The organism is Herbaspirillum sp. alder98, assembly GCF_020179755.1.
Classification (GTDB): domain Bacteria; phylum Pseudomonadota; class Gammaproteobacteria; order Burkholderiales; family Burkholderiaceae_D; genus Herbaspirillum.
Genome location: NZ_JAIUCY010000007.1, coordinates 146,126 through 166,744, shown reverse-complemented (window position 1 = coordinate 166,744; position 20,619 = coordinate 146,126). Strand labels below are relative to the sequence as shown.

Below are 20,619 nucleotides of genomic sequence, written 5' to 3'. Positions count from 1 at the left end.
CAAGACAGATACCATGGAACTCCGACATCTTCGTTATTTTCTCGCCGTGGCCGACCACCAGAGTTTCACGCGGGCGGCTGAGCAGGTTGGCATCGGGCAGCCGCCACTTTCCATGCAGATCAAGGCGCTGGAACAAGAGATCGGTTCGCCCCTGTTCAAGCGCACATCGCACGGAGTCGAGTTGAGCGAGGTGGGGCGGGCGTTCCTGCCGCATGCCCGGCAAGCGGTGGACGACGCGCAGCGCGCGCTGCGGGTGGCGCGCCAGGCCGCCAGCGGCGAAGTCGGGGTGTTGCGCATGGGATTCACCTCGTCGGCGGTGTTCCACCGGCTCGTGTCACACTCGATCCAGCAATTTCGCCAGCAGCATCCGGGGCTTGAGATCTCGCTCAGCGAAGGCATCACCGAGCAATTGCTGGCCGACATCGCCGGCGCTCAGCTCGATGCGGCCTTCGTGCGCATCGTCAGCATTCCATCGGCGGAGCTGGGGGTGGTCGAATTGCCGGCGGAACGGCTCAAGGTGGCGCTGCCTCGCTCGCATCGGCTGTCGCGGCGCAAGAGCCTGCGCCTGATCGACCTGGCGCAAGAGAAATTCATCATGGTGCCGCGCGGCAAGGGCTCGGCGCTCTATGACGGGATCTTCAGCGCGTGCCAGGCCGCAGGCTTCGATCCGCAGGTGATCCAGCTGGCGCCGCAACTGACCTCGGCAATCAACCTCGTGGCCGCAGGATTGGGCATTTCGATCGTGCCGGAAGCGATCGAGCAGGTCCAGCTCGAGCAGGTGCGTTATATCGATATCGCCGAGCCTGCCCCGCGCGCGCAGTTATCGCTGGCCTACCACCGGCAGTCGATCGCCGCGACCAGGTTCGCCGCGCATCTGCAGCGCCAGCTCACCCAGGGGCACTGATCGCCGTCAGCCGGCCTTGAATTGATTGAGCAGGGAGTTGGCCTGCGACAGGAAGGCGGTCGGATATTGCTCGACCAATTGTTCCAGTGACGGAATCATTCGCTCCAGCGCGATGGTCAGGGCGATGTCGCTGATTTCCTCGCCCCACAGCACTTTCTGGACGAAGGCTTCCGGACCGATATCGGCGATCAGGCGCATGCTCATCTGGCGTTCGATGGTATCGGTGCGGGGGCCGAACACATCTTCGAAGATATGCACGATGGCGGCTTCGAGCAGGTTGCGATAGTTTTCGACTTGATCGACCAACTGGCGCGGATCGGCCGGGGCTGGTTGTGCGCCACGCTCGTAGAACTCGCGGGCTTCTTCTGCCATACGGCTGAGATCCTGCACGTGCAGGGTAAGCTGACTGATCTCATCGATCAGTGTGCGCAGCCGCACTGGGTGCGGCAGGGCGGATTCGGCGGAGTCCGGTGGCGTGGCACTCATGTCGTTGTGATTGGATCAGGAAGTCGGCGCGGTCTCGACACGGCCCGACGACGCAGTCTTCCTTGAGTTGTTGAATCGATTGCACCTGCCAGCCCGGTGTTGGTCGGTCTGGCGGCGCTTCCCCCATTTACCTGCACTGCCCTGAACAGCGACGGCAATACTGACGAAACATTTCCCCTCGGAAATCAAGCGAAGTATAGTGCGATGCAGCAATTGCCGCATGGAAAAATGAGGCTTTTTAGGCGCCGAAGCGACAAAGTTATATCGATTATTGTCCATCTGCCAAATAAAAGGCGAAATTCCCCGTCGATCGGCGCCAAAGTGTGGTGTCTTTGCTAATGCCGAATCAATGTAACTCTTCGGCTTCGAATCCGGCTGTGCGCAACGCCTGCAATACCAGGGCCAGGTGTGGTCGGCCGCGCGTCTGCAGCACCAGTTCGATATCGACGTTCTGCGCCGCCAGCAGGGTGAATGCGCGTTGATGGTGGACCTCGTCGATATTGGCGCCCGCCTCGGCCACGATGCCGGTGATCTTGGCCAGGGTGCCCGGCACATCGCGCGAGCTGACCTTGACCCGGGCCAGACGTCCGGCGCGCACCATGCCGCGTTCGATGATGGCCGTCAGCAGCAGCGGATCGATATTGCCGCCCGACAGGACCAGCCCCACCCGCTTGCCACGGAAGCGATCCGGGTAGCGCAACAGCGCCGCCAGGCCGGCCGCGCCAGCGCCCTCCACCAGCGTCTTCTCGATTTCGAGCAGCATCAGCACCGACTGCTCGATATCGCCCTCGTCGACCAGCAGCAGGTCGTCGGCTTCGCGCGCGATGATGGCGCGGGTCAGCGTACCGGCGGTGCCCACCGCGATGCCTTCGGCGATGGTGCTGGTGCCGACCGGGTGGTCGGTGCCCTTGATGGCGTTGAACATGGTCGGGAAGCGCCGCGTCTGCACCCCCACGATCTCGATGGCGGGCTTGATGGCGCGTGCCGCCACTGCCATCCCGGCCATCAGGCCGCCGCCGCCGATGGCCACCACCAGCGTGTCCAGGTCGGGTACTGCCTTGAGCATTTCGAGGGCAACCGTGCCCTGGCCGGCGATGATGGCTTCATCGTCGTAGGGGTGCACGAAGATCAGGTTCTGCGATTCGGCCAGTTCATAGGCGTGAGTGCGGGCGGCCTCCAGGGTGTCGCCGTGCAGCACGACATTGGCGCCGAAGCCGCGGGTACGCTCGATCTTCACGCCAGGGGTGAAGCGCGGCATGACAATGGTGGCCGCCAGCCCCAGCCGCTGCGCATGGTAAGCCACGCCCTGGGCATGGTTGCCCGCCGACATCGCGACCACGCCCTGACCGCTGCCGGCGTTGGCGATGTCGACCATCTTGTTGCAGGCGCCGCGCTCCTTGAAGGATGCGGTGAACTGCAGGTTCTCGAATTTCAGAAAAACCTGGGCGCCGACGATCTGCGACAGGGTGCGGGACTCTACGCAGGGCGTTTCCAGGATCTGGCCTTGCAGCCGGCGCGCGGCTGCCTCGATATCATTGAGTGTGGTCATGCAGCGATTGTAGTTCTACCGTGCATGCTGTTTGAAAATTTCTTGTATCGGCACCATTGAAGTCCGCTGCGGCACCGACTACAGTAAATGCTCGTCGCGTCGCTGCCTTGGTTCCAGCCCCCTGCGAAGCGACACCCCGGGTTGCCATTTTGTCAGCCCTCTCCGTTGTTCGCCACGCAAGCCTTACTCATCGAAGGAGACATCAATGAGCATCGCACACCGGTATCCGGAGGTCAGGCCGTCCCCGCCGCCGCCGTTTTCATCGTTCGACACCGCACGCTCAAGCGCCTCTGTGGAGCATCGACGCAAGCCCACCCTGATGACGCTGGTCGAGCTCGATCCCCGCCAGGTGGTCGATGGCATCATGACCGAACAAGGCTTTCTGGCGCCCGACGTGGTGCCGGTCGGTCCCATGCGCGAAGCATGCCCGCATTGCCCGGGCGTGGCCTTGCAACTGGTGCTGAGGCACCGTCACGTCAAGCGCTCGCACCTGTTTTGCCGCGTCTGCACCCGTTGCTACGACGCGCTGACCGATGCCGGTCATTCGGCCCTGACGCTGTGATGCCTTGAGGCATTGATTGACGGCCTGCGGGCGACGCTCAGTCCTGATGGCTGGAGTCGTCCGGTGTCCCCTTCTTCTCGATTTCAGCCGCCACCGCGCTCAGCATCGCCGCCAGGTCGCGGCGCATCAAGGTGCTGGCAAACAGGCCCGGCACATAGAAATCCGGCGCGATCAATCCGCTGTAGCGCAGCAACACTTCCTGCGAGACATCCTGCGGCAGCAGCTCCCAGCGCGCCTGGTACTTGCGCATGTTGCCGCTTTGCAGCGACATATCGATGAGCGACATCGGCTGCTCGTGCACCTGCAGCACCAGCGTGATCGGCTGGCGCAAGAACAGCAGGCGTGCCACCGCATGTTGTTCCACCAGATAGTTGCCGGCCGCCGCGCCCGGCCAGGGCAGGCGGGTCGACGATTGCAGGTCGGGCACGAAGGACGCCAGCCGCTCGTAGTCGGTCAGCACCTGCCAGGCACGGGTAGCGCTTGCGCGCACCCGCACCTGGGCGCGCACGTCGAACTCGGCATGGCCGTCGACCATGGCGCGCACCACGCTGACCTCGGGAGCCGCCCGGGCGCTGGCCAGAGGCAATCCAAGCAACGCGGCAAGTAGCAGAACCTGAAAACGCATCATGCGGATAGTTGAAGAGCGAATGGCGAATGGCGCAGCATACCCGAGGCGGGGCCGGAGGCATGGGTGCGAAAAGCGATAGAATCGCTCGCTTCAGTCATCCAAGGAAGCCCCACATGCACCACGCATGCAAACGCATCGCATCGCCCGTGGGCGAATTGACCCTGGTCGCGCGCGGCGACGCCCTGTGCGCCGTGCTGTGGCAGCAAGACCGCGCCAGCCGTGTACCGCTTGGCGAGCTGCACGACGATCCGCAGCGTCCGGTGCTGTTACTGGCCCAGCAACAGCTGGACGAATATTTCGCCGGTCAGCGCACCCGCTTCGAGCTGCCGCTCGACTTCGCGGGAACCGATTTCCAGAAGAAGGTATGGGCGGCGTTGTTGCAGATTCCGTATGGCCAGACGCGCACCTATCTTGAGATTGCGCGCCAGCTCGGCAACGAAAAAGCGGTGCGGGCAGTGGGTGCGGCCAATGGCCGCAATCCGATCTCGATCATCGCGCCCTGCCATCGCGTCATCGGCGCACGCGGCGAATTGACCGGGTTTGCCGGCGGCCTGCATGCCAAGAAGTTGTTGCTCGCCATCGAAGGCATCGCCACCGAGGGTCATGACGCCGGCGAGGTGATCGATCCGCGTCGGCGCGCCCAGCATCGACGCAACGTCGACGATAGCCAGCTGGCGCTGTGGTGAGGGGGGCGGCTCAGGCCGCCTTGAGAAATTCCGGACCGAAGTCCAGCAGCACATCGCGCACCAGCGACGCCGTGCTCTGGCAGCCCAGCTTGTCCTTGATGCTGGCGCGGTGCACGTCGACGGTCTTGACGCTGATGTCGAGTTCGCGGGCGATTACCTTGCTCGACAGGCCGAGGATGACCTTGTCCAGAATCTGGCGCTCGCGCGCGGTCAGGGTCTTGAGCCGGTTCTTGAGATGCATGCGACGCTCGCGCGCCTGCATGTTGCCGGCTACGTTCTTGAGCGTCAGCTGGATGCGCTCGAGCATCTGCTGCGAGTTATAGGGTTTCTCGAAGAAGTCCACCGCCCCATTCTGCAGTGCCCGCACCGACATCGGGATATCGCCATGACCGGAGACGAAGATCACCGGAATGCCGGCGCCGATTTCGTTCAGGCGTTCCTGCAACTGGAAGCCGCTCACCTCTGGCATGCGCACATCCAGGATCAGGCATGACAGGCTGTTGGCGTCGAACGCCTTGAGAAAGGCTTCCGGTCCCTCGAAGCATTCGGTGCGAATGTTGACCGACGTCAGCAGCCAGGCCAGCGAAGTGCGAACGGCTTCATCGTCGTCGACGATATAGACCACAGGCGAGTTCGAATCCATGTTCATCCCGTCAGAAAATTGGCTGGCATGGCCAGCGTGATACGGCCGGTGAGGCGCACCGTCATGCGCTGTCACAGGTGGGCGGAGCCTGCCTTGATGTATAGCAAAAAGCAGGCCTGCGCCGATGGCGTAATTTAAGGCAATCACGGTGCGCGTGAAAGAGGCTTGCCACCCGGCATGATGAGGCGTTGTGCGGCGCACGATGACGGCAATTGCGTGCTGATAGCGGGCTGTACGGTGCAATGCACGCCATGCACCGTGTTGTTGTGTGCGGCGCATCTAGGTATTTATACCTAGATGAAATACGGGAATCCCCTTGCTGCAGGGCATGCGGCACGAATTGTGGAGGGCCCGTCCTTGCCTTAATCTGGTGACATCAGTAGCGCCGTGCATCACCGGCGTGCAACCAGGAGCCAAGCATGAGCGCCAACGGCCTCGCCAGCAATACCGACAATTCCCAGAAGCAGGCGCCGCGTGCGCCATTGAGCCGCGAGCAGATCGAGTTCCGCAATGCGATGGCGCACCTGCCGGCGGCGGTCTCGATCATCACTACCAACGGCCCGGGCGGCCAGTGCGGCATCACCGCCAGCGCCGTCTGTTCGGTCACCGATTCGCCACCGACGGTGCTGGTGTGCCTCAATCGCGGCAGCGCCATGCATGAGGTATTCCAGAAGAACGGCCACCTGTGCGTCAATGTGCTGGCCGACGAGCACGAGCAACTGGCGATGCATTTCTCGGGCGCCACCAAGGTGCCGATGGAAGAACGTTTCGGCTGGGATATCTGGGAGCAGCAGAGCGAACCGGGCCACCCGGGTCAACCGGTGCTGGCCAGCGCGCTGGTCAAGTTGCAGGGACGCATCAAGGAATTCAAGGATGTCGGCTCGCACTCGGTGATGTTCGTGGAGCTGTCCGACATCCGCGTATCGGAAGAAAAGGACAGCCTGATCTATTTCAACCGGCTGTTCCACAAGGTCAAGCGCATGGCGTTGTAAAGTCGCGGCTGGGCAAAAAAAAGAAGCCGCTCGATGAGCGGCTTCTTTTTTGATGCGCCGGGTGGCCAAGCCACCCGGCACGCTCACGCCATCAGTCGTCCAGCAACGACAGGTCGCGCACGGCGCCCTTGTCGGCCGACATGACCAGCTTGGCATAGGCCTTCAGCGCTGCCGACACCTTGCGCGGACGCACCTTGGCCGGCTTCCAGCCAGCGGCGTTCTGTTCTTCGCGACGGCGCGCCAGTTCTTCATCCGACACCAGCACGTTGATGCTGCGGTTGGGGATGTCGATGCGGATCCGGTCGCCATCGCGCACCAGGCCGATGGCGCCGCCGGCGGCCGCTTCCGGCGAGCAGTGGCCGATCGACAGGCCCGAGGTGCCACCCGAGAAACGGCCATCGGTCAGCAGCGCGCACGACTTGCCCAGGCCCTTGGACTTGATATAGCTGGTCGGATACAGCATTTCCTGCATGCCCGGACCGCCCTTGGGGCCTTCGTAGCGCACGATCACCACATCGCCGGCCTTGACCTTGTCGTCGAGGATGTTCTGTACCGCCTCGTCCTGCGACTCGGTCACATGGGCGTTGCCTTCGAACACCAGGATGCTTTCGTCCACGCCCGCGGTCTTGACCACGCAACCATCGAGGGCGATGTTGCCGGTCAGTACGGCCAGCCCGCCTTCCTTCGAGAAGGCGTGCTCGTAGGAGCGGATGCAACCCTCGGCGCGATCCAGGTCCAGGCTCGGCCAGCGGGTGTTCTGGCTGAACGCGGTCTGGGTCGGGATGCCGGCCGGACCGGCCAGGTAGAAGTGGCGCACCGCTTCATCCTCGGTCTGGGTGATGTCCCATTGCTCCAGCGCTTCCTTGAGCGAAGGCGTATGCACGGTCGGCACGTCGGTGTGCAGCTTGCCGGCCCGGTCCAGTTCGCCCAGGATGGCCATGATGCCGCCGGCGCGGTGCACGTCTTCGATGTGGTACTTGTTGGTGTTGGGCGCCACCTTGCACAGCTGCGGCACGTCGCGCGAGATGCGGTCGATGTCATCCATGCCGAAATCGATCTCGGCTTCGCTGGCGATGGCCAGCAGGTGCAGGATGGTGTTGGTCGAGCCGCCCATGGCGATGTCCAGCGTCATGGCGTTTTCGAATGCCTTGAAGCCGACCGAACGGGGCAGGATGCGCTCGTCGTCCTGTTCATAGTATTGGCGAGCCAGGTCGACGATGCGATGACCGGCGCGCTTGAACAGCTGTTCGCGGTCGGCATGCGTCGCCACCACCGTGCCGTTGCCCGGCAGCGACAGGCCCAGCGCTTCGGTCAGGCAGTTCATCGAGTTGGCGGTGAACATGCCCGAGCACGAACCGCAGGTGGGGCAGGCCGAGCGTTCGACTTCGGCCACTTCGGCGTCCGAGTACGACTTGTCGGCGGCGATCACCATGGCGTCCACCAGGTCGAGCTTCTTGAATTCGATGGCCTTGGTGACCGGATTGGCCAGGCGCGTCTTGCCGGCTTCCATCGGACCGCCCGAGACGAAGATCACGGGGATGTTCAGGCGCATGGCGGCCATCAGCATGCCGGGGGTGATCTTGTCGCAGTTGGAGATGCAGACCATGGCGTCGGCACAGTGGGCATTGACCATGTACTCGACCGAGTCGGCGATGATGTCGCGGCTCGGCAGCGAGTACAGCATGCCGTCGTGACCCATGGCGATGCCGTCGTCGACGGCGATGGTGTTGAATTCCTTGGCGACGCCGCCGGCGGCTTCGATCTCGCGCGCCACCAGCTGGCCCAGGTCCTTCAGGTGCACGTGGCCGGGCACGAACTGGGTGAATGAATTGACGACCGCAATGATGGGCTTGGAGAAGTCTTCATCTTTCATGCCAGTGGCGCGCCACAATGAGCGCGCACCTGCCATGTTGCGACCGGCGGTGGAAGTTTTGGAGCGGTATGCGGGCATGATGCTAGCAGTAGGAAAAGGTTGCGGGAAATGGGATGCGGGCCATGGGAATAAAGGCCCTTCGCGCGCCCGGCGGACAACCTCTTGAGCCGTGCTTTGGGCAGACCGGACCATTATATCCCACGCCCGCAGGGCATGCCCGGCGCGGCTTTTGGCGCGCTGCAGCATGGGCAGCCAATAAAAAAGCCGCTCCGGCAACGGAGCGGCCTTGTCCGAAGCCCGATCGGATCAAAGATCCAACACCAACATCTTCGACTTGGCACGCGAGACACAAGTACAAATCTGATCGTTGGCCGCCTTCTCCTTCTTCGACAGGCAGTTGTCGCGGTGATCAGGCTCACCTTCCAGCAACGGCACCACGCAGGTGCCGCAGATGCCTTCACGGCACGAGGTATCGATGACGATCCCTTCTTGCGCCAGGATGTCGATGATGGGAATGCCGACCGGAATCCGCACTACCTTGCCCGAGCTGGCCAGCTTGACCTCGAAGGCGCCCTCCTCTTCGCTGGCAGCGGCCGGCGTGGCCGCCTGGAAGTGTTCCAGGTGGATCGCGTCGTCGGTGCGATGGCGCGCCGCGCTCTTGACGACTGCATCCATGAACGGCGCCGGGCCGCAGGTGTAGACGTGCGCCTCGGTGCTGGCAGCATCCAGGCAGGCGTTGAGGTAATGATCCATGTCGCTCGGTTGCACGCCATAGTGAAAGCGCACCTGCGCGGCAAATGGCGCGCCATCCATCAGGTCGGCGAAGGCCGCGTGCTCGCGGGCCCGCACGAAATAATGCAGCGTGAATTTCTTCTGTCCAGCCCACAGCTGATACGCCATCGACAGCAATGGCGTCACGCCAATGCCGGCGCCAAAGAGAATATGCTCGGGCGCGCTGGCGTCCAGCGCAAAGAGATTGCGCGGCGTGCCTACTTCCAGTTCCGCGCCCAGCGCCACGGCGTCATGCAACGCCGCCGAGCCGCCGCGCGAGGCGGGTTCTTTCTTGACGGCGATGGTGTAGGCGCACTGGTCGTCCAGTGGCCCGCACAGCGAGTATTGGCGCATCACCCCGGTGGGTCCGGTGACGTCGATGTGGGCCCCGGGTTCATACGCGGGAAGTGCCTCGCCATCGGCGCTTACCAGACGGAAAGAGCGGATGTCGCCGGTCTCGTCGATCAGTTTGTCTACGATCAGTTTCATGTGTTGCGCCAATACTCGTGTGCGTGTTGCGTTTTGCGTGTTACAGCAGGAAGCCCAGGGCGTTCAGGCTATCCATCGAATTGACCAGCCGGATCACCTTCTGCTCCAGCTTCGGGCCCTGGGGCGTAAAGCGGATGCGGTGCGTCAGGTTGCCCACGAACAGCGTGTGCTGCTGGCGCTTGTAACCGACCAGCACCTGGGCCGACGTGATCTCGACCAGCTCGGCCGACAGGTGCACCGGCACGAAGCGCGAGACGGTGCGCACGGTGGTGGCGGCGTCGACGGCCGACATGGCAAAACCCGAAGTCAGGCGTTCGATGCGAATCTTGCGCATGTGGGCATTGTCGTAGGCGTAGTTCAGCGTCGCCGCAAAGTCGGTGGTCTGCGGATCGATCGGCACCACGTAGTAACCGTCGTCGGTCCACAGGTCTTGCCAGGCGGCGTAGTCCTTGCGGTCGAGCAGCTCGGCTTCTTTCCAGATAAAGGCAATGGCCTTGGCCATCGATTCGGGGATGCCCTGCAGGTTCTCGCTCATGCTCATTGCTCCATCATCTTTTTCCACTGGGCGTACGCTTCGCGCATCCCGGTCTCATCAGTCGAATGCGACACCTTGTCGCCGTTGTCGTCCACCCATTCACGGTTCAGGCCGCGGTTGACCAGGATCGGCACGTTGCGGCCGGCGTTCGATCCGGCCTGCACGCGTTCCCAGGCCTCGGCGTCGTCGGGGCTGCCGAAGCCGAACGGGCCCTGGAAGTGTTCGTGGATGCGCAGGCGTTCGCGGTTGGCGATCTCGGGGCCGCCATCCATGCCCAGCGCCACGTGGCGGATCTGGGTCTCGGTGACCGACACCGGATGCAGCACGCGGAAGAACGACATCGACATGGCCACGTTGGGGAACAGGTTCAGGTTGAAGCCGGCGCCGTGCAACGAACGCACGATGCGACGCACCTGCTCCGGCGGCATGGTCTTGGACAGTTCTTCGATGATGTGCGAGAAGCGTTCCTGCAATTGCTCGCTGCCGTCATCGATATCGAGGTCGACGTGTTCCGGCACCATGATCATGACGCTGTGGCCGTTGCCCAGCGAGCGGGTGATCGACTGGTCATCGGTCATGAAGGACAGCATTTCCGAGGTCTCGGCGTCGACCGACGACAGGAAGGTCTTGTGCACCACCGGGAAGTGATAGCCGTCGGTGGTGTTCTCCAGCTGGATCTTCCAGTTGCCCTTGAAGCTGAACTTGTGCTCGCCCTGCACCTTGATGGGAAAGCCCGCGCCCTGCTTCATGAACAGGTCGATCCAGTGCTTGGCGTGACCGAGGAAATCTTCCAGCGGCTCGATGTCCTGGTTGAAGGATGCGAAGATCATGCCGCCATAGGCGCCCACCCGCAGGTTCTGCAGCGGCAGGTCGGCCTTTTCGATCACGTCTTCATAGCCTTCCGGATAGGGCAGCCCGCGCAGCTTGCCGTCCAGGCCGTACGACCAGCTGTGGTACGGGCAGGTGAAGCCGGTGGCGTTGCCCTTGTGCTTTTCGCACACGGTGGCGCCGCGATGGCGGCAGCGGTTTTCGAGTACGTTGATCTTGCCGCTCTTGTCGCGCACCACGATCACCGGCTGGCGACCGATCTGGGCGGTCTTGAAGTCGCCCGGATTGCGGATCTCGCTCTCGTGGCCGACCCAGACCCAGGTCTTGTAGAAGATCTTGTCCATCTCGGCTTCGAAGATCGCCGGATCGGTATAGAGCGAAGGGTCGACCACGGCGTCCTGGACCAGGTCGGCGTAGGAAGAGTCCGGCGTTCTCGGATGGAAACGTAGCGGTGCGTTCATTGCATTCTCCAGTGTGTTGTGTCGTTCGGCGCGTGCTTGCGGCATCAGGCCGAGGTTGCTTTGAGCGCCTGTTCCAGGTGCAGACCCAGTGCGCAGATTCTTTCGTCGTCGCCCCGGCGACCCACCAGCTGCAAACCGGCGCGCAAGGTGCTGCCAGCGATCGGGACAGGCACCGTCAGTGCCGGATGACCGGACAGGTTGAAGGGGCGTACCAGTGAGCTCAGCGTCAGCACCGACGTGCCGCCACGAATCTCGGCCAGTGTCGGTGGCAGTTGCGGCAGCGTCGGCAGCAGCAGCGCATCGGCGTCAGTCAGGGCGGCATCGACGGCAGCGCTGAAACTGGCGCGCACGCGTTCGGCGGCCGCCACCGCGTCGTCGCTGGTGGTGCCGGCGGCAGTGAGACGTTTTTCGATGTCGGCGCCCAGGCGACCGCCACCGGTGAGATAGCCGAAGGCGGCCCAGGTCTCGCGATTGATCAACACCATGCCGGCCTCGAAGGCGCTTTGCATGCCGTCCAGTTCAAGCGCCTGCCCTTGCCAGCCGCTGGCCTCGAAAGCAGCCTGCACGGCAGCCAGGATGGCGGCGTCGCTGTTGGTGTGCACCAGCTTGACGCGCGCCTGCGTCTGCGGCACGGCGGCAGCGGCGCCGTCGAAGCCGGGGGCAATGGTGGCCATGGCACTGATGATGAGGTCCATGCTGCGGGCAAACGGGCCGACGCAGTCGATGCTGCTGTGACGGGGCCAGGCGCCGTTGCGGCTGACGCGGCCGAATGTGGGCTTGAAGCCGGCCACGCCGCAACAGGCCGCCGGCAGGCGGATCGAGCCGCCGGTGTCGCTGCCGATCGACAGGTCGACCAGGCCGGCGCCGACGGCCGATGCCGAGCCGCTCGACGAACCGCCCGGCATGCGGGCCGGATCTTGCGGATTGATCGGGGTACCGTTCCATTCGTTGATGCCGGTCATGCCGTAGGCCAGCTCGTGCATGTTGGCGCGGGAGGTGATCTGCCAGCCAGCATGGATGAGATGATCGACGACGTCGGCGTTGGCCGCGGCCGGCGCCGCATCGGCCAGGGCGGCGCTGCCGCCGCCGGTGACCATGCCGGCGATGTCGATGCAATCCTTGATGGCCACGGTCGGGCCGCTGCCACCCAGGTGGAAGCGCGACAGCAGCGCGTGGCCGGTGCCGGGCACGGTGCGGTCTGTCCCCTCGGGACGAATTGGCTCAGGTGTCATGGTGCATCCGTATCATTGAAGCGTTGCTGGGAGGCGCGCGGCTGGGAAACCCTTGCTGGCGCCGGATGCAATCGATCAAACCTGGAACCCGTACGGGACGGGTTCTTAGCTGCTCGATTGCATTCTAGAATCCGCATTAAAATAGATCAAATTGATGTAAAATATTTTTCTCATAAACGGCATGGATTCAGCTTCGCGTCCTCGACTGGCCGCCGTTCCCACCGTTTCCCGCCCTGCCACCGCTACCTCAGGAGACTGCAATGGCGACCTTCAACAACATGGATCTGAACCTGCTGCGCGTCTTTCAGGCCATCGCCGAAGAACGCAGCCTGACCCTGGCCGGCAACCGCCTGCACCTGTCGCAGCCGGCGGTCAGTTATGCCCTGGGCCGCCTGCGGCAGATCTTCGACGACCCGCTGTTCATCCGCACCAAGGAAGGCATGCAGCCCACGCCGACCGCCATCGAACTGGCCAAGCCCATCAGTCGCGCGCTGCAGGCGGTGCAGGATGCGCTGCGCTATACCGAGCGCTTCGACCCCGCCACCAGCACCCGGGTGTTCCGGGCCTCGATGACGGATGTCGCCGAGATGATGTTCTTGCCGGACCTGTGCGAAATCCTGACCGAACAGGCGCCCGGTTCGCGGCTTCAGGTCGAGCAGGTGGCGCCGGCCCATCTCGAAGAGGCGCTGCGCACCGGCCAGCTCGACTTTGCCTTCGGCAACCTGCCTGCGCTGAAACCGGTCACCCACTACGAACTGCTGTTTCGTGAAAACTATGTCTGCCTGATGCGGCGTCGCGACGGCCTGCCGCAGCGGCGGCACCTTGAGCTCGACGAGTTCCTGGCCATGTCGCATGTGCTGGTGGAGTCGGCCGAAAGCAGTCACCATCAGGTCGAGAACTCGTTTCGCGGGCTCGGGGTGGAGCGCAAGATCAGCCTGTCGATCCCGCACTTCACGGTACTGCCCCGCATCCTCGAAAAATCGAATCTGGTCGCGACCGTCCCCTTGCGCATCGCCAAGCTGTTCCAGAGCGAGCATCCGGAGTCGTTCGTGTCGTATCAGTTGCCGGTCGAGATTCCGACCGTAGATGTCACGCTGCACTGGCACCAGGCGTTCGACAACGACGCTGGCAACAGCTGGTTGCGACAGATCTTCATCGACCTGCTGCAGCAGTACGGACGCAGCAGCTAGAACCCATTGCGCGGCGCTTGATGCAATCAGCGCAAATCAAAATTCGAATGCCCGCCGGATGTCATTCGAGCGGGCATTCTTCCTCAGACTATTTACTGCTGACCATCAGAAGCGGTGGCGGATACCCATGCGCACGGCGCTCTGGTTGCCGGTCGCCGACTGGATGCCGCCGCCGAACACCGGATAGGCGCGATAGCCCTTATCGCGGTCATAGACGGCGCCAACGTACAGGTCGGTACGCTTGGAGATCTTGTAGTCAGCCATGGCGATGACGGCCTGGGCATTGCCGACACCGGCGATGGTGCGCTTCTGGAATTGATACGCTGCCGACAAGTCCCACATGGCGCTCAATGCATAGACCGTGCCCAGTTCATAGGTGGTGGCCTTGGCGCTGGTATTGGTGTTCTTGACCTGGGTCGCGACGCCGAACAGCTTGAATGCTCCCAGCTGGTAGCTGGCGCCGGCGCCGTACATGCGGGTCGAGAAGCTGCCGGTGGCGTCCTTGATGTCGGTGTACGACATGGCGCCGCTGAATGCGCCGGTATCGTACTGGCCGGTCGCGCTCAGGGTGCGGCCGGCGGTATTGTTGCCCGCGACTTCACCGAAGCCGTACATCGCGCCGAACGAGAAACCGCCCATCTTGTTGCTGGCGTACTTGATCGAGTTGTTGGTGCGGTCACCGGCATAGATGTGGTTGTTCAGCGCAGCGCCGTTGGCGGCATCGGCGTGCAGGCCCCAGGCGAACGAACCGGCTGGCGACAATGCGCCCATGGCGTACTGGCCGCCCAGGTTGGCCATGAAGTCATATTGGCGACCCATGCTGACCGAACCCCAGCTCTTGCTGTTGATACCCACGAACGACTGACGACCGAACAGCAGGCCGCCCTGGCCCATGCTGCCGTCGTCGGCGTTGAAGCCGTTTTCGATGGTGAAGAAGGCCGACAGGCCGCCGCCCAGGTCTTCGGTACCCTTGAAGCCGATGCGGCTGCCCTGGGCAATGCCGCTGTCCATGCGCAGCAACGACGAATTGCCGCCGGTGGCGGTGGTGCGGGCGCTGGAGTAATAGGTCAGGCCGAGGTCGATCAGGCCGTAGACGGTGACGCTGCTCTGGGCATGCGCCATTGCGGTACATGCCGTCAGTGTGGCTGCGACCAGCAGTTTCTTCTTCATGTTGATTACGCTCCCTGTAGTGTTGCCTGTTGAGTGTGTACACGTCTGTGCACAATGTGTGTCCACACAACGTGCCGCGTCGAGGTCAACGCAGATCACGACAACGTCATGCAAGTCGGATGGTAGGGACGGGCTTTGCGCCAGATCAAATTGGCGCGTTGGATCACGCTGATAAGCGCCACTGATGGGCCGCCCGCAGGGACGGGATTTTCTCTAATCAGGTGCAACAAGGGCCGCTGCAAGGGGCTGGCCGGGCGTAATGGCACCAGCCGGGTGCGCCCGATCACCAATCGGGCGCGTGACTAAAGGTATCTTTATATGTGGTTTTTCACCAACGGAAGGGCGAAGCAAAAGCTGGTGCCACGGGGTTGCGCGGGTTGCGCCCAGATGTCGCCCCGATGGCGCGCCACGATGTTCTTGCACAGTGCCAGGCCGATGCCGTTGCCGCTGACCTTGGACGAAAAAAAGCCATCGAAGAGTCGCTCCCGATGCCCGGCATCGATGCCGCCGCCCTGGTCCGACACCGTCAGCAGCGCCGTCTCGCCGACCCGCTCGCAAGCGATGTCGATGCGGCGCATGGGGGCATCGAAGCGGCTCATCTCCTCGATCGCATTGAAGGCCAGGTTCAGGATCACCTGCCCGATCAGCACCTTCTCGCAGCTCACCGGCAAGGCGCTCGGCGCTGACGTGACGGTCACCGCCACGCCGGCCTCGGCCGCCTTGAGTTCGATGAAGTAACGCACTTCGCCGACGATCTCGCACAGGTCGATCACCGCCTCGGTCTGTTCCAGCTTGACCACGTATTCGCGCACGCTCTTGATGATGGCGGCGGCGTGATCGACCTGCCGCCCGGCGTTCTGCAGGCCCCACACGATGCCCTCGGCATGTTCGCGCAGTGCGGCGTTGTTGTCGATGCGCAGCATCGAGCCTTCCAGGAAATTGCGGATCGCCGCCAGCGGCTGACTCAGCTCGTGGGCAATGGCGGTGGCCATTTCGCCCATGGCATTGTGGCGCGCGAGATATTCCAGCGCGGTCTGGTCGCGCCGCCGCGCTTCTTCGGCTTCGACCTGGTCGGTGACGTCGTGAAAGTGCAGCAGGTGTCCTTTCAGGTCATTCTCGATTTCGATGTAGCGGCAGGTGGCCTGATGCCAGCGTCTGGCGCCATTCTTCTGCACCAGCTGGTAACGGATCGGAAACGAAATGGCATCCGGCAGCGCCAGCGTCAGCAGTTCCAGCAGCTCCTCGCGCGAGCCGTCCATGCACATTTCTGCGAAGTTCTTCGGCGGGTGCTGTCCCGGGCGCACGCCCAGCAGCTTGCGTCCGGCGTCGCTGATGTATTCGATGCCGCCATCGGCCCGCAGCACCGCCACCCCTTCGTCGGAGTCCTGCATGAATTCCTTGAGGCGCGACTCCAGTCGTTTCATCTCGCGCTTGATCAGTTCTTCGCGGGCGATGTCGCGAAACTGCACCATGATCACATCGCGCTCGGACAGCGACACCAGCGTGGCGATGGCCTCCGACATGATCTCGTCGCCATTCTTGGCCCGATAGCACCACTCGACCATGTTGCGCCCGCGCAGCACCGCGTCATGCAGCCACTTGCGGCCGATCTCGCGCCGGTATTCGTGCGAGCGCCGGCTCATGTCGGGCGCCTTCAGCGGCAGCAGCTCTTCGAGCGTAAAGCCCAATACCTCGCACGCCGACGGGTTGGCCCACAGGATCGACTTGGTCTGGGCATCGTGCAGGATGATGCAGATCGACAGCGCTTCCATCATGCGCTTGAAGTCGGCCAGGTCGAAGCGCATCGGTGGTTCGGGTGTGGTGGTGGTCATGACTGGATTGGTCTGGAAGAACGCGCTCCATTCTAAGCCCACCGCGCTGCGCCGATTCCGGACTAGGGGATTTCTTTAGCTGGCTCCTCAGTTACCCCTAAAAATCCCCCGGCCGTCCCGATTGAACCGGGAAGGCGCGCTCCCTACACTCGATTTCCAACAATGACAGCTTGCCGCACGCGATGTGCTGCAGGTGGTACCCCGATGCAGCACTGTAATTTTGGAGAGCGAAATGTCCGCAATGGAAGCACCAGCCGCACTGGCGGTCAGCGAGGATGAGGCAATGGCCCAGTTGTTCAGCGAGATTCGCACCCGGCGCGACGAGTTCGGTCGCCAGCGCTTCGTGCCCCGGGAATTCATCGCCAAGCTCAAGAAGCTGGGCGTCTATCGTGCGGCCACGCCGCAGTGCTTCGGCGGCAGCGGCCTGGCGCCCACCGCTTTCCTGCAACTGATCGAAAAGATCTCGGAAGCCGACGGCTCGGTGGGCTGGGTGGCCAGCTTCGGTTCGGCCTCGGTCTATCTGGCGGCCCTGCCCAAGGAAACCCAGGCCAAGCTGTATGCCGATTCGCCGGACCTGGTATTTGCCGGCGGCCTGTTCCCGATCCAGCCTGCGACCCAGGTCGAGGGCGGCTGGAACGTCAACGGCACCTGGAAATTCGCCAGCGGCTGCAAGGGCGCCGACATGCTGGGCGTGGGCATCGGCGCCGCCGTCCCGGGCCAGGTTGGCGCCAAGCCACGCACTGCCGTATTCCCGCCCGAGAAGGTCGAGATCATCGACAACTGGGACGTCATGGGCCTGGCCGGCACCGGCAGCCACGACCTGCGGGTGACCGACCAGTTCGTGGCCGATGAGTGGACCTTCATCCGGGGCGGCGTGCCGACCATCGACGAGCCGCTGTATCGCTACCCCACCATCGCCTATGCCGCACAGGTGCTGGGCGTGGTCAACCTGGGCATCGCCCGGGCCGCGATCGACGAAATCAATCACATGTCGGGTGGCCGAGTGGCCATCACGGGCGCGCCGAAACTGGCCGACCGTTCCTACGTTCGCATCGAGGTGGCCAAGGCCGAAGCGCAGTTGCGCTCGGCGCGCGCCTTCCTGTACGACGTCACCAACGAAGTATGGCAATCGATCCTGGCCGGCAAGCCGGTCACGCCCGAGCAGGTCAGCATGCTGCGCCTGACCGCGGTCGAGGTTGCCAAGGTCGGCAATGAAGTGGTGCAAAGCATGTTCGGCCTGGCCGGCACCACCGCCATCTACAGCCACCATCCGTTGCAGCGTTACCTGCGCGACGCCGCGGTGGTGAAGCAGCACGCTTTCCTGGGCGAAGGCATCTATGACGGCGCCGGCGCCGTCGCCCTGGGTGTGCCACCGATGCCCGGTTTCCTGTAAGCCCGATAGCCCGAAGTCGACTTGAATTCCTGAAGGAGAAATGCATGACCCAAGCCACTGAAAAAGAAGCACTGCGCGTCCTGTTCTGCGTAGGCGTCACCCAGAATTTCTTCGACCTGCCGGCCACCGAGACCGGTCCGGTCTGGAAAGCCTACGGCGAGATGATGACCGCACTGGCCCGCATGGACGGCATCGACGTCATCGGCACCATGGATGACGACCGTCTGATGGTCGGCAAGTCTGACGCCGCGCCATGGACGTTCTACATCATGGCCGACGTGGTCGACATGGACACCGTGGTGGCCGCCTGTAATCTGTTCCGCACCACCATGGTGGGCGAACACCGCCTCTGGAAGTACGGCAAGATCGAAGCACGCGTCGGCCGCGCACTGATCATCCAGGCCTGAGCGCACCATGGACAAGAAGATTGCACTGATCACGGGCGCCGCCCGCGGATTGGGAGAGCGCATCGCGCGCAAGATGCACGCCGCCGGCTACAAGGTGGCGCTGGCCGACGTCGACCTGGAACTGGTCACCACCGTCGCCACCAGCCTCGACGCCAGCGGCAACAGCGCCATGGCGCTGGCGCTGGATGTGCGCCGCAAGCCCGATTTCATCGCCGCGTGCGACGCCATCGAACTGCGGTGGGGCGGCGCGGCCGTGCTGGTCAACAATGCCGGTCAATCCCGCGTGGCGGCATTGATGGACATCACGCCTGAAGAATTCGACGACGTCACCGCGATCAACCTGAAAGGCACGTTTCTTGCGTGCCAGGTGTTCGGCAAGCGCTTCGCCGAACGCGGCTACGGTCGCATCGTCAACATCGCGTCGCTGGCCGGCCAGAACGGCGGCACCGCCACCGGTGCGCACTATGCGGCAGCCAAGGGCGGCGTGCTGACGCTGACCAAGGTGTTCGCGCGTGAGCTGGCGGCCAATGGGGTGACGGTCAATGCCATCTCGCCGGGACCGCTGGACCTGCCCATCGTGCGCGAGATCGTACCGGCCGACAAGTTGGCCGCGACGATCCAGAACATCCCGGTCAAGGCCCTGGGCGAACCTGATTTCATCGCCGATGCCGTGCTGCTGCTGGCTTCACCCGAGGCGGCGGCAGCGACCGGAACCTGCCTCGACATCAACGGTGGCCTGTTCATGCGTTGAGTCCTGCCGAAAATCGATCTGCAACCTGTACCTCGCTTCACTCACCAAGGGAGAAAAAAACATGCTGCACAAAAGTTTGATCGCCGCCGCCGTGGCGCTGGCGGCCGTCGCTGCAACACCCGTCCACGCCCAGATCAAGATCGGCGTGGTGACTTCGTCCACCGGCCCGGTGTCGCTGGTGGGCATTCCACAGAAGAACACGGTGCCGCTGCTGCCGACCAAGGCCGGCGATCTCAAGATCGAATACATCTCGCTGGATGATGCCAGCGACCCGACCAAGTCGGTCACCGAGGTCAAGAAGCTCATCTCCGAATACAACGTCGATGCCATCATCGGACCCAGCGGTTCGCCCAACGCGATGGGCGTGATCTCGTTCGCGGCCGAAGCCGGTGTGCCGATGCTGGCCCCGGTCGGCACGGCAGCGGTGGTGTTGCCGATGACCGAGCAGAAGAAGTGGGTCTTCAAGACCACCCAGAACGACGACCTGATTGCCAAGGCATTGGTCGAGCAGATGGTGCGCACCAAGGTCAAGACGGTTGGCTTCATGACCATCAACGATCCGTTCGGCGAGAACTGGGGCAAGGTCTTCACCGAGCTGGCCGCCAAGAACAACATCAAGATCGTCGCCAACGAGCGCTACCAGCGCACCGATACATCGGTGACTGCGCAAACGCTCAAGATCATGGCCGCCAATCCGGATGCAGTGCTGGTGGCGGCGCCCGGTGCTGCCACCGTGCTGCCACAGACCACTTTGTTCGACCAGGGCTACAAGGGCAAGATGTACCAGACCCACGGCGCGGCGCTGCCGGCCTTCCTGCAACTGGGCAAGAACAAGGTCGAAGGCACCATCCTGGCCGCCAGCCTGATGCTGGTGCTGCCGGAAATCTTCGACGGCAATCCGTCCAAGAAGGTCGCTACCGACTACATCGACGCCTACAAGAAGATGTATGGCAGCGTGCCGGCCACTTTCGGCGCCAACGTGTATGACGCCGGCCTGCTGTTGCAACAGGCGATTCCGACTGCCGCCAAGAAAGGCAAGCCCGGCACCAAGGAGTTCCGTGCCGCCTTGCGCGATGCGCTGGAAAACACCAAGGAGCTGGTGGGCACCCAGGGCGTCTACAACATGAGCGCCGCCGACCATAGCGGATTCGACGAGCGCGGTCGCGAGTTGATCACGGTCAAAAACGGCAACTGGACGCTGTTGAAGTAAGCAAGCTTGAACCTGCCCGGGGCGCAC

20 protein-coding genes are annotated in these 20,619 nt (G+C 63.3%); 9 read left to right on the top strand and 11 right to left on the bottom strand.

Going from position 1 to position 20,619, the window contains the following annotated elements:
* Positions 1 to 13 precede the first annotated feature (13 nt).
* The gene (locus LBW87_RS17065) at positions 14 to 904 is read left to right on the top strand and encodes a LysR family transcriptional regulator (protein ID WP_225202663.1); all 891 of its coding nucleotides are present in this window, start codon (positions 14 to 16) and stop codon (positions 902 to 904) included.
* Between the two features lie 6 nt (positions 905 to 910).
* Here the strand turns inward: LBW87_RS17065 and LBW87_RS17060 are convergent, their stop codons facing one another.
* Together LBW87_RS17060 and LBW87_RS17055 are read right to left on the bottom strand one after the other, a co-directional pair.
* Entirely contained in the window at positions 911 to 1,390 is a 480-nt protein-coding gene (locus LBW87_RS17060) for a hypothetical protein (RefSeq protein WP_225202662.1), read from the bottom strand.
* Between the two features lie 346 nt (positions 1,391 to 1,736).
* Positions 1,737 to 2,939: a threonine ammonia-lyase gene (locus tag LBW87_RS17055; protein ID WP_225202661.1), complete on the bottom strand. Its 1,203-nt coding sequence runs from the start codon at positions 2,937 to 2,939 to the stop codon at positions 1,737 to 1,739.
* Positions 2,940 to 3,144: 205 nt separating this feature from the next.
* Between LBW87_RS17055 and LBW87_RS17050 the strand changes: the two genes are divergently transcribed.
* A complete protein-coding gene (locus tag LBW87_RS17050) occupies positions 3,145 to 3,501 on the top strand; it encodes a hypothetical protein (protein ID WP_225202660.1) in 357 nt (118 codons plus the stop codon).
* 37 nt (positions 3,502 to 3,538) lie between these two features.
* Here LBW87_RS17050 and LBW87_RS17045 read toward each other — a convergent pair whose 3' ends face one another.
* Complete coding sequence (locus LBW87_RS17045; protein WP_225202659.1) at positions 3,539 to 4,129, bottom strand: SRPBCC family protein; 591 nt, start codon at positions 4,127 to 4,129, stop codon at positions 3,539 to 3,541.
* A gap of 113 nt (positions 4,130 to 4,242) precedes the next feature.
* On the opposite strand from LBW87_RS17045, the gene LBW87_RS17040 reads away from it, so the two are divergent.
* On the top strand, positions 4,243 to 4,815 hold the full coding sequence (locus LBW87_RS17040) for a methylated-DNA--[protein]-cysteine S-methyltransferase (RefSeq protein ID WP_225202658.1): 573 nt from the start codon (positions 4,243 to 4,245) through the stop codon (positions 4,813 to 4,815).
* A 10-nt stretch (positions 4,816 to 4,825) separates the two neighbouring features.
* On the opposite strand, the gene LBW87_RS17035 is transcribed toward LBW87_RS17040, so the two are convergent.
* Positions 4,826 to 5,458, bottom strand: coding sequence for a response regulator transcription factor (locus LBW87_RS17035; RefSeq protein ID WP_225202657.1), 633 nt, complete (start codon positions 5,456 to 5,458; stop codon positions 4,826 to 4,828).
* A gap of 419 nt (positions 5,459 to 5,877) precedes the next feature.
* On the opposite strand from LBW87_RS17035, the gene hpaC reads away from it, so the two are divergent.
* A complete protein-coding gene (gene hpaC, locus LBW87_RS17030) occupies positions 5,878 to 6,450 on the top strand; it encodes a 4-hydroxyphenylacetate 3-monooxygenase, reductase component (protein WP_413927654.1) in 573 nt (190 codons plus the stop codon).
* A gap of 91 nt (positions 6,451 to 6,541) precedes the next feature.
* Here hpaC and ilvD read toward each other — a convergent pair whose 3' ends face one another.
* From ilvD to LBW87_RS17005, 5 genes are all read right to left on the bottom strand, one after another.
* The gene (gene ilvD / locus LBW87_RS17025; RefSeq protein WP_225202656.1) at positions 6,542 to 8,401 is read right to left on the bottom strand and encodes a dihydroxy-acid dehydratase; all 1,860 of its coding nucleotides are present in this window, start codon (positions 8,399 to 8,401) and stop codon (positions 6,542 to 6,544) included.
* A gap of 228 nt (positions 8,402 to 8,629) precedes the next feature.
* On the bottom strand, positions 8,630 to 9,583 hold the full coding sequence (locus tag LBW87_RS17020) for a PDR/VanB family oxidoreductase (RefSeq protein ID WP_225202655.1): 954 nt from the start codon (positions 9,581 to 9,583) through the stop codon (positions 8,630 to 8,632).
* Positions 9,584 to 9,623: 40 nt separating this feature from the next.
* The gene (locus tag LBW87_RS17015; RefSeq protein WP_413927653.1) at positions 9,624 to 10,118 is read right to left on the bottom strand and encodes an aromatic-ring-hydroxylating dioxygenase subunit beta; all 495 of its coding nucleotides are present in this window, start codon (positions 10,116 to 10,118) and stop codon (positions 9,624 to 9,626) included.
* Positions 10,119 to 10,120: 2 nt separating this feature from the next.
* On the bottom strand, positions 10,121 to 11,407 hold the full coding sequence (locus tag LBW87_RS17010) for an aromatic ring-hydroxylating oxygenase subunit alpha (protein ID WP_225202653.1): 1,287 nt from the start codon (positions 11,405 to 11,407) through the stop codon (positions 10,121 to 10,123).
* A 44-nt stretch (positions 11,408 to 11,451) separates the two neighbouring features.
* Positions 11,452 to 12,639: an amidase family protein gene (locus tag LBW87_RS17005; RefSeq protein WP_225202652.1), complete on the bottom strand. Its 1,188-nt coding sequence runs from the start codon at positions 12,637 to 12,639 to the stop codon at positions 11,452 to 11,454.
* Between the two features lie 260 nt (positions 12,640 to 12,899).
* Here LBW87_RS17005 and LBW87_RS17000 point away from each other — a divergent pair, with 260 nt between their 5' ends.
* Entirely contained in the window at positions 12,900 to 13,829 is a 930-nt protein-coding gene (locus tag LBW87_RS17000; RefSeq protein WP_225202651.1) for a LysR family transcriptional regulator, read from the top strand.
* A gap of 105 nt (positions 13,830 to 13,934) precedes the next feature.
* On the opposite strand, the gene LBW87_RS16995 is transcribed toward LBW87_RS17000, so the two are convergent.
* Both LBW87_RS16995 and LBW87_RS16990 read right to left on the bottom strand, forming a co-directional pair.
* Positions 13,935 to 14,999, bottom strand: coding sequence for a porin (locus LBW87_RS16995; protein ID WP_225202650.1), 1,065 nt, complete (start codon positions 14,997 to 14,999; stop codon positions 13,935 to 13,937).
* 314 nt (positions 15,000 to 15,313) lie between these two features.
* Entirely contained in the window at positions 15,314 to 16,831 is a 1,518-nt protein-coding gene (locus LBW87_RS16990) for an ATP-binding protein (protein ID WP_225202649.1), read from the bottom strand.
* A 232-nt stretch (positions 16,832 to 17,063) separates the two neighbouring features.
* On the opposite strand from LBW87_RS16990, the gene LBW87_RS16985 reads away from it, so the two are divergent.
* The 4 genes from LBW87_RS16985 to LBW87_RS16970 all read left to right on the top strand — a co-directional run bounded on the left by LBW87_RS16985 (position 17,064) and on the right by LBW87_RS16970 (position 20,592).
* A complete protein-coding gene (locus LBW87_RS16985) occupies positions 17,064 to 18,224 on the top strand; it encodes an acyl-CoA dehydrogenase family protein (protein ID WP_225202648.1) in 1,161 nt (386 codons plus the stop codon).
* A gap of 44 nt (positions 18,225 to 18,268) precedes the next feature.
* Entirely contained in the window at positions 18,269 to 18,631 is a 363-nt protein-coding gene (locus LBW87_RS16980; protein WP_008117768.1) for a hypothetical protein, read from the top strand.
* A 7-nt stretch (positions 18,632 to 18,638) separates the two neighbouring features.
* A complete protein-coding gene (locus LBW87_RS16975) occupies positions 18,639 to 19,382 on the top strand; it encodes an SDR family NAD(P)-dependent oxidoreductase (RefSeq protein WP_225202647.1) in 744 nt (247 codons plus the stop codon).
* Between the two features lie 61 nt (positions 19,383 to 19,443).
* Positions 19,444 to 20,592, top strand: coding sequence for an ABC transporter substrate-binding protein (locus tag LBW87_RS16970; protein WP_225202646.1), 1,149 nt, complete (start codon positions 19,444 to 19,446; stop codon positions 20,590 to 20,592).
* Positions 20,593 to 20,619 lie beyond the last annotated feature (27 nt).

Coding starts and splice junctions, on each gene's coding strand:
- LBW87_RS17065 (WP_225202663.1), top strand. CDS start 14: ATGGAACTCCGACATCTTCGTTATTTTCTCGCCGTGGCCGACCACCAG.
- LBW87_RS17060 (WP_225202662.1), bottom strand. CDS start 1,390: ATGAGTGCCACGCCACCGGACTCCGCCGAATCCGCCCTGCCGCACCCA.
- LBW87_RS17055 (WP_225202661.1), bottom strand. CDS start 2,939: ATGACCACACTCAATGATATCGAGGCAGCCGCGCGCCGGCTGCAAGGC.
- LBW87_RS17050 (WP_225202660.1), top strand. CDS start 3,145: ATGAGCATCGCACACCGGTATCCGGAGGTCAGGCCGTCCCCGCCGCCG.
- LBW87_RS17045 (WP_225202659.1), bottom strand. CDS start 4,129: ATGATGCGTTTTCAGGTTCTGCTACTTGCCGCGTTGCTTGGATTGCCT.
- LBW87_RS17040 (WP_225202658.1), top strand. CDS start 4,243: ATGCACCACGCATGCAAACGCATCGCATCGCCCGTGGGCGAATTGACC.
- LBW87_RS17035 (WP_225202657.1), bottom strand. CDS start 5,458: ATGGATTCGAACTCGCCTGTGGTCTATATCGTCGACGACGATGAAGCC.
- hpaC (WP_413927654.1), top strand. CDS start 5,878: ATGAGCGCCAACGGCCTCGCCAGCAATACCGACAATTCCCAGAAGCAG.
- ilvD (WP_225202656.1), bottom strand. CDS start 8,401: ATGCCCGCATACCGCTCCAAAACTTCCACCGCCGGTCGCAACATGGCA.
- LBW87_RS17020 (WP_225202655.1), bottom strand. CDS start 9,583: ATGAAACTGATCGTAGACAAACTGATCGACGAGACCGGCGACATCCGC.
- LBW87_RS17015 (WP_413927653.1), bottom strand. CDS start 10,118: ATGAGCGAGAACCTGCAGGGCATCCCCGAATCGATGGCCAAGGCCATT.
- LBW87_RS17010 (WP_225202653.1), bottom strand. CDS start 11,407: ATGAACGCACCGCTACGTTTCCATCCGAGAACGCCGGACTCTTCCTAC.
- LBW87_RS17005 (WP_225202652.1), bottom strand. CDS start 12,639: ATGACACCTGAGCCAATTCGTCCCGAGGGGACAGACCGCACCGTGCCC.
- LBW87_RS17000 (WP_225202651.1), top strand. CDS start 12,900: ATGGCGACCTTCAACAACATGGATCTGAACCTGCTGCGCGTCTTTCAG.
- LBW87_RS16995 (WP_225202650.1), bottom strand. CDS start 14,999: ATGAAGAAGAAACTGCTGGTCGCAGCCACACTGACGGCATGTACCGCA.
- LBW87_RS16990 (WP_225202649.1), bottom strand. CDS start 16,831: ATGACCACCACCACACCCGAACCACCGATGCGCTTCGACCTGGCCGAC.
- LBW87_RS16985 (WP_225202648.1), top strand. CDS start 17,064: ATGTCCGCAATGGAAGCACCAGCCGCACTGGCGGTCAGCGAGGATGAG.
- LBW87_RS16980 (WP_008117768.1), top strand. CDS start 18,269: ATGACCCAAGCCACTGAAAAAGAAGCACTGCGCGTCCTGTTCTGCGTA.
- LBW87_RS16975 (WP_225202647.1), top strand. CDS start 18,639: ATGGACAAGAAGATTGCACTGATCACGGGCGCCGCCCGCGGATTGGGA.
- LBW87_RS16970 (WP_225202646.1), top strand. CDS start 19,444: ATGCTGCACAAAAGTTTGATCGCCGCCGCCGTGGCGCTGGCGGCCGTC.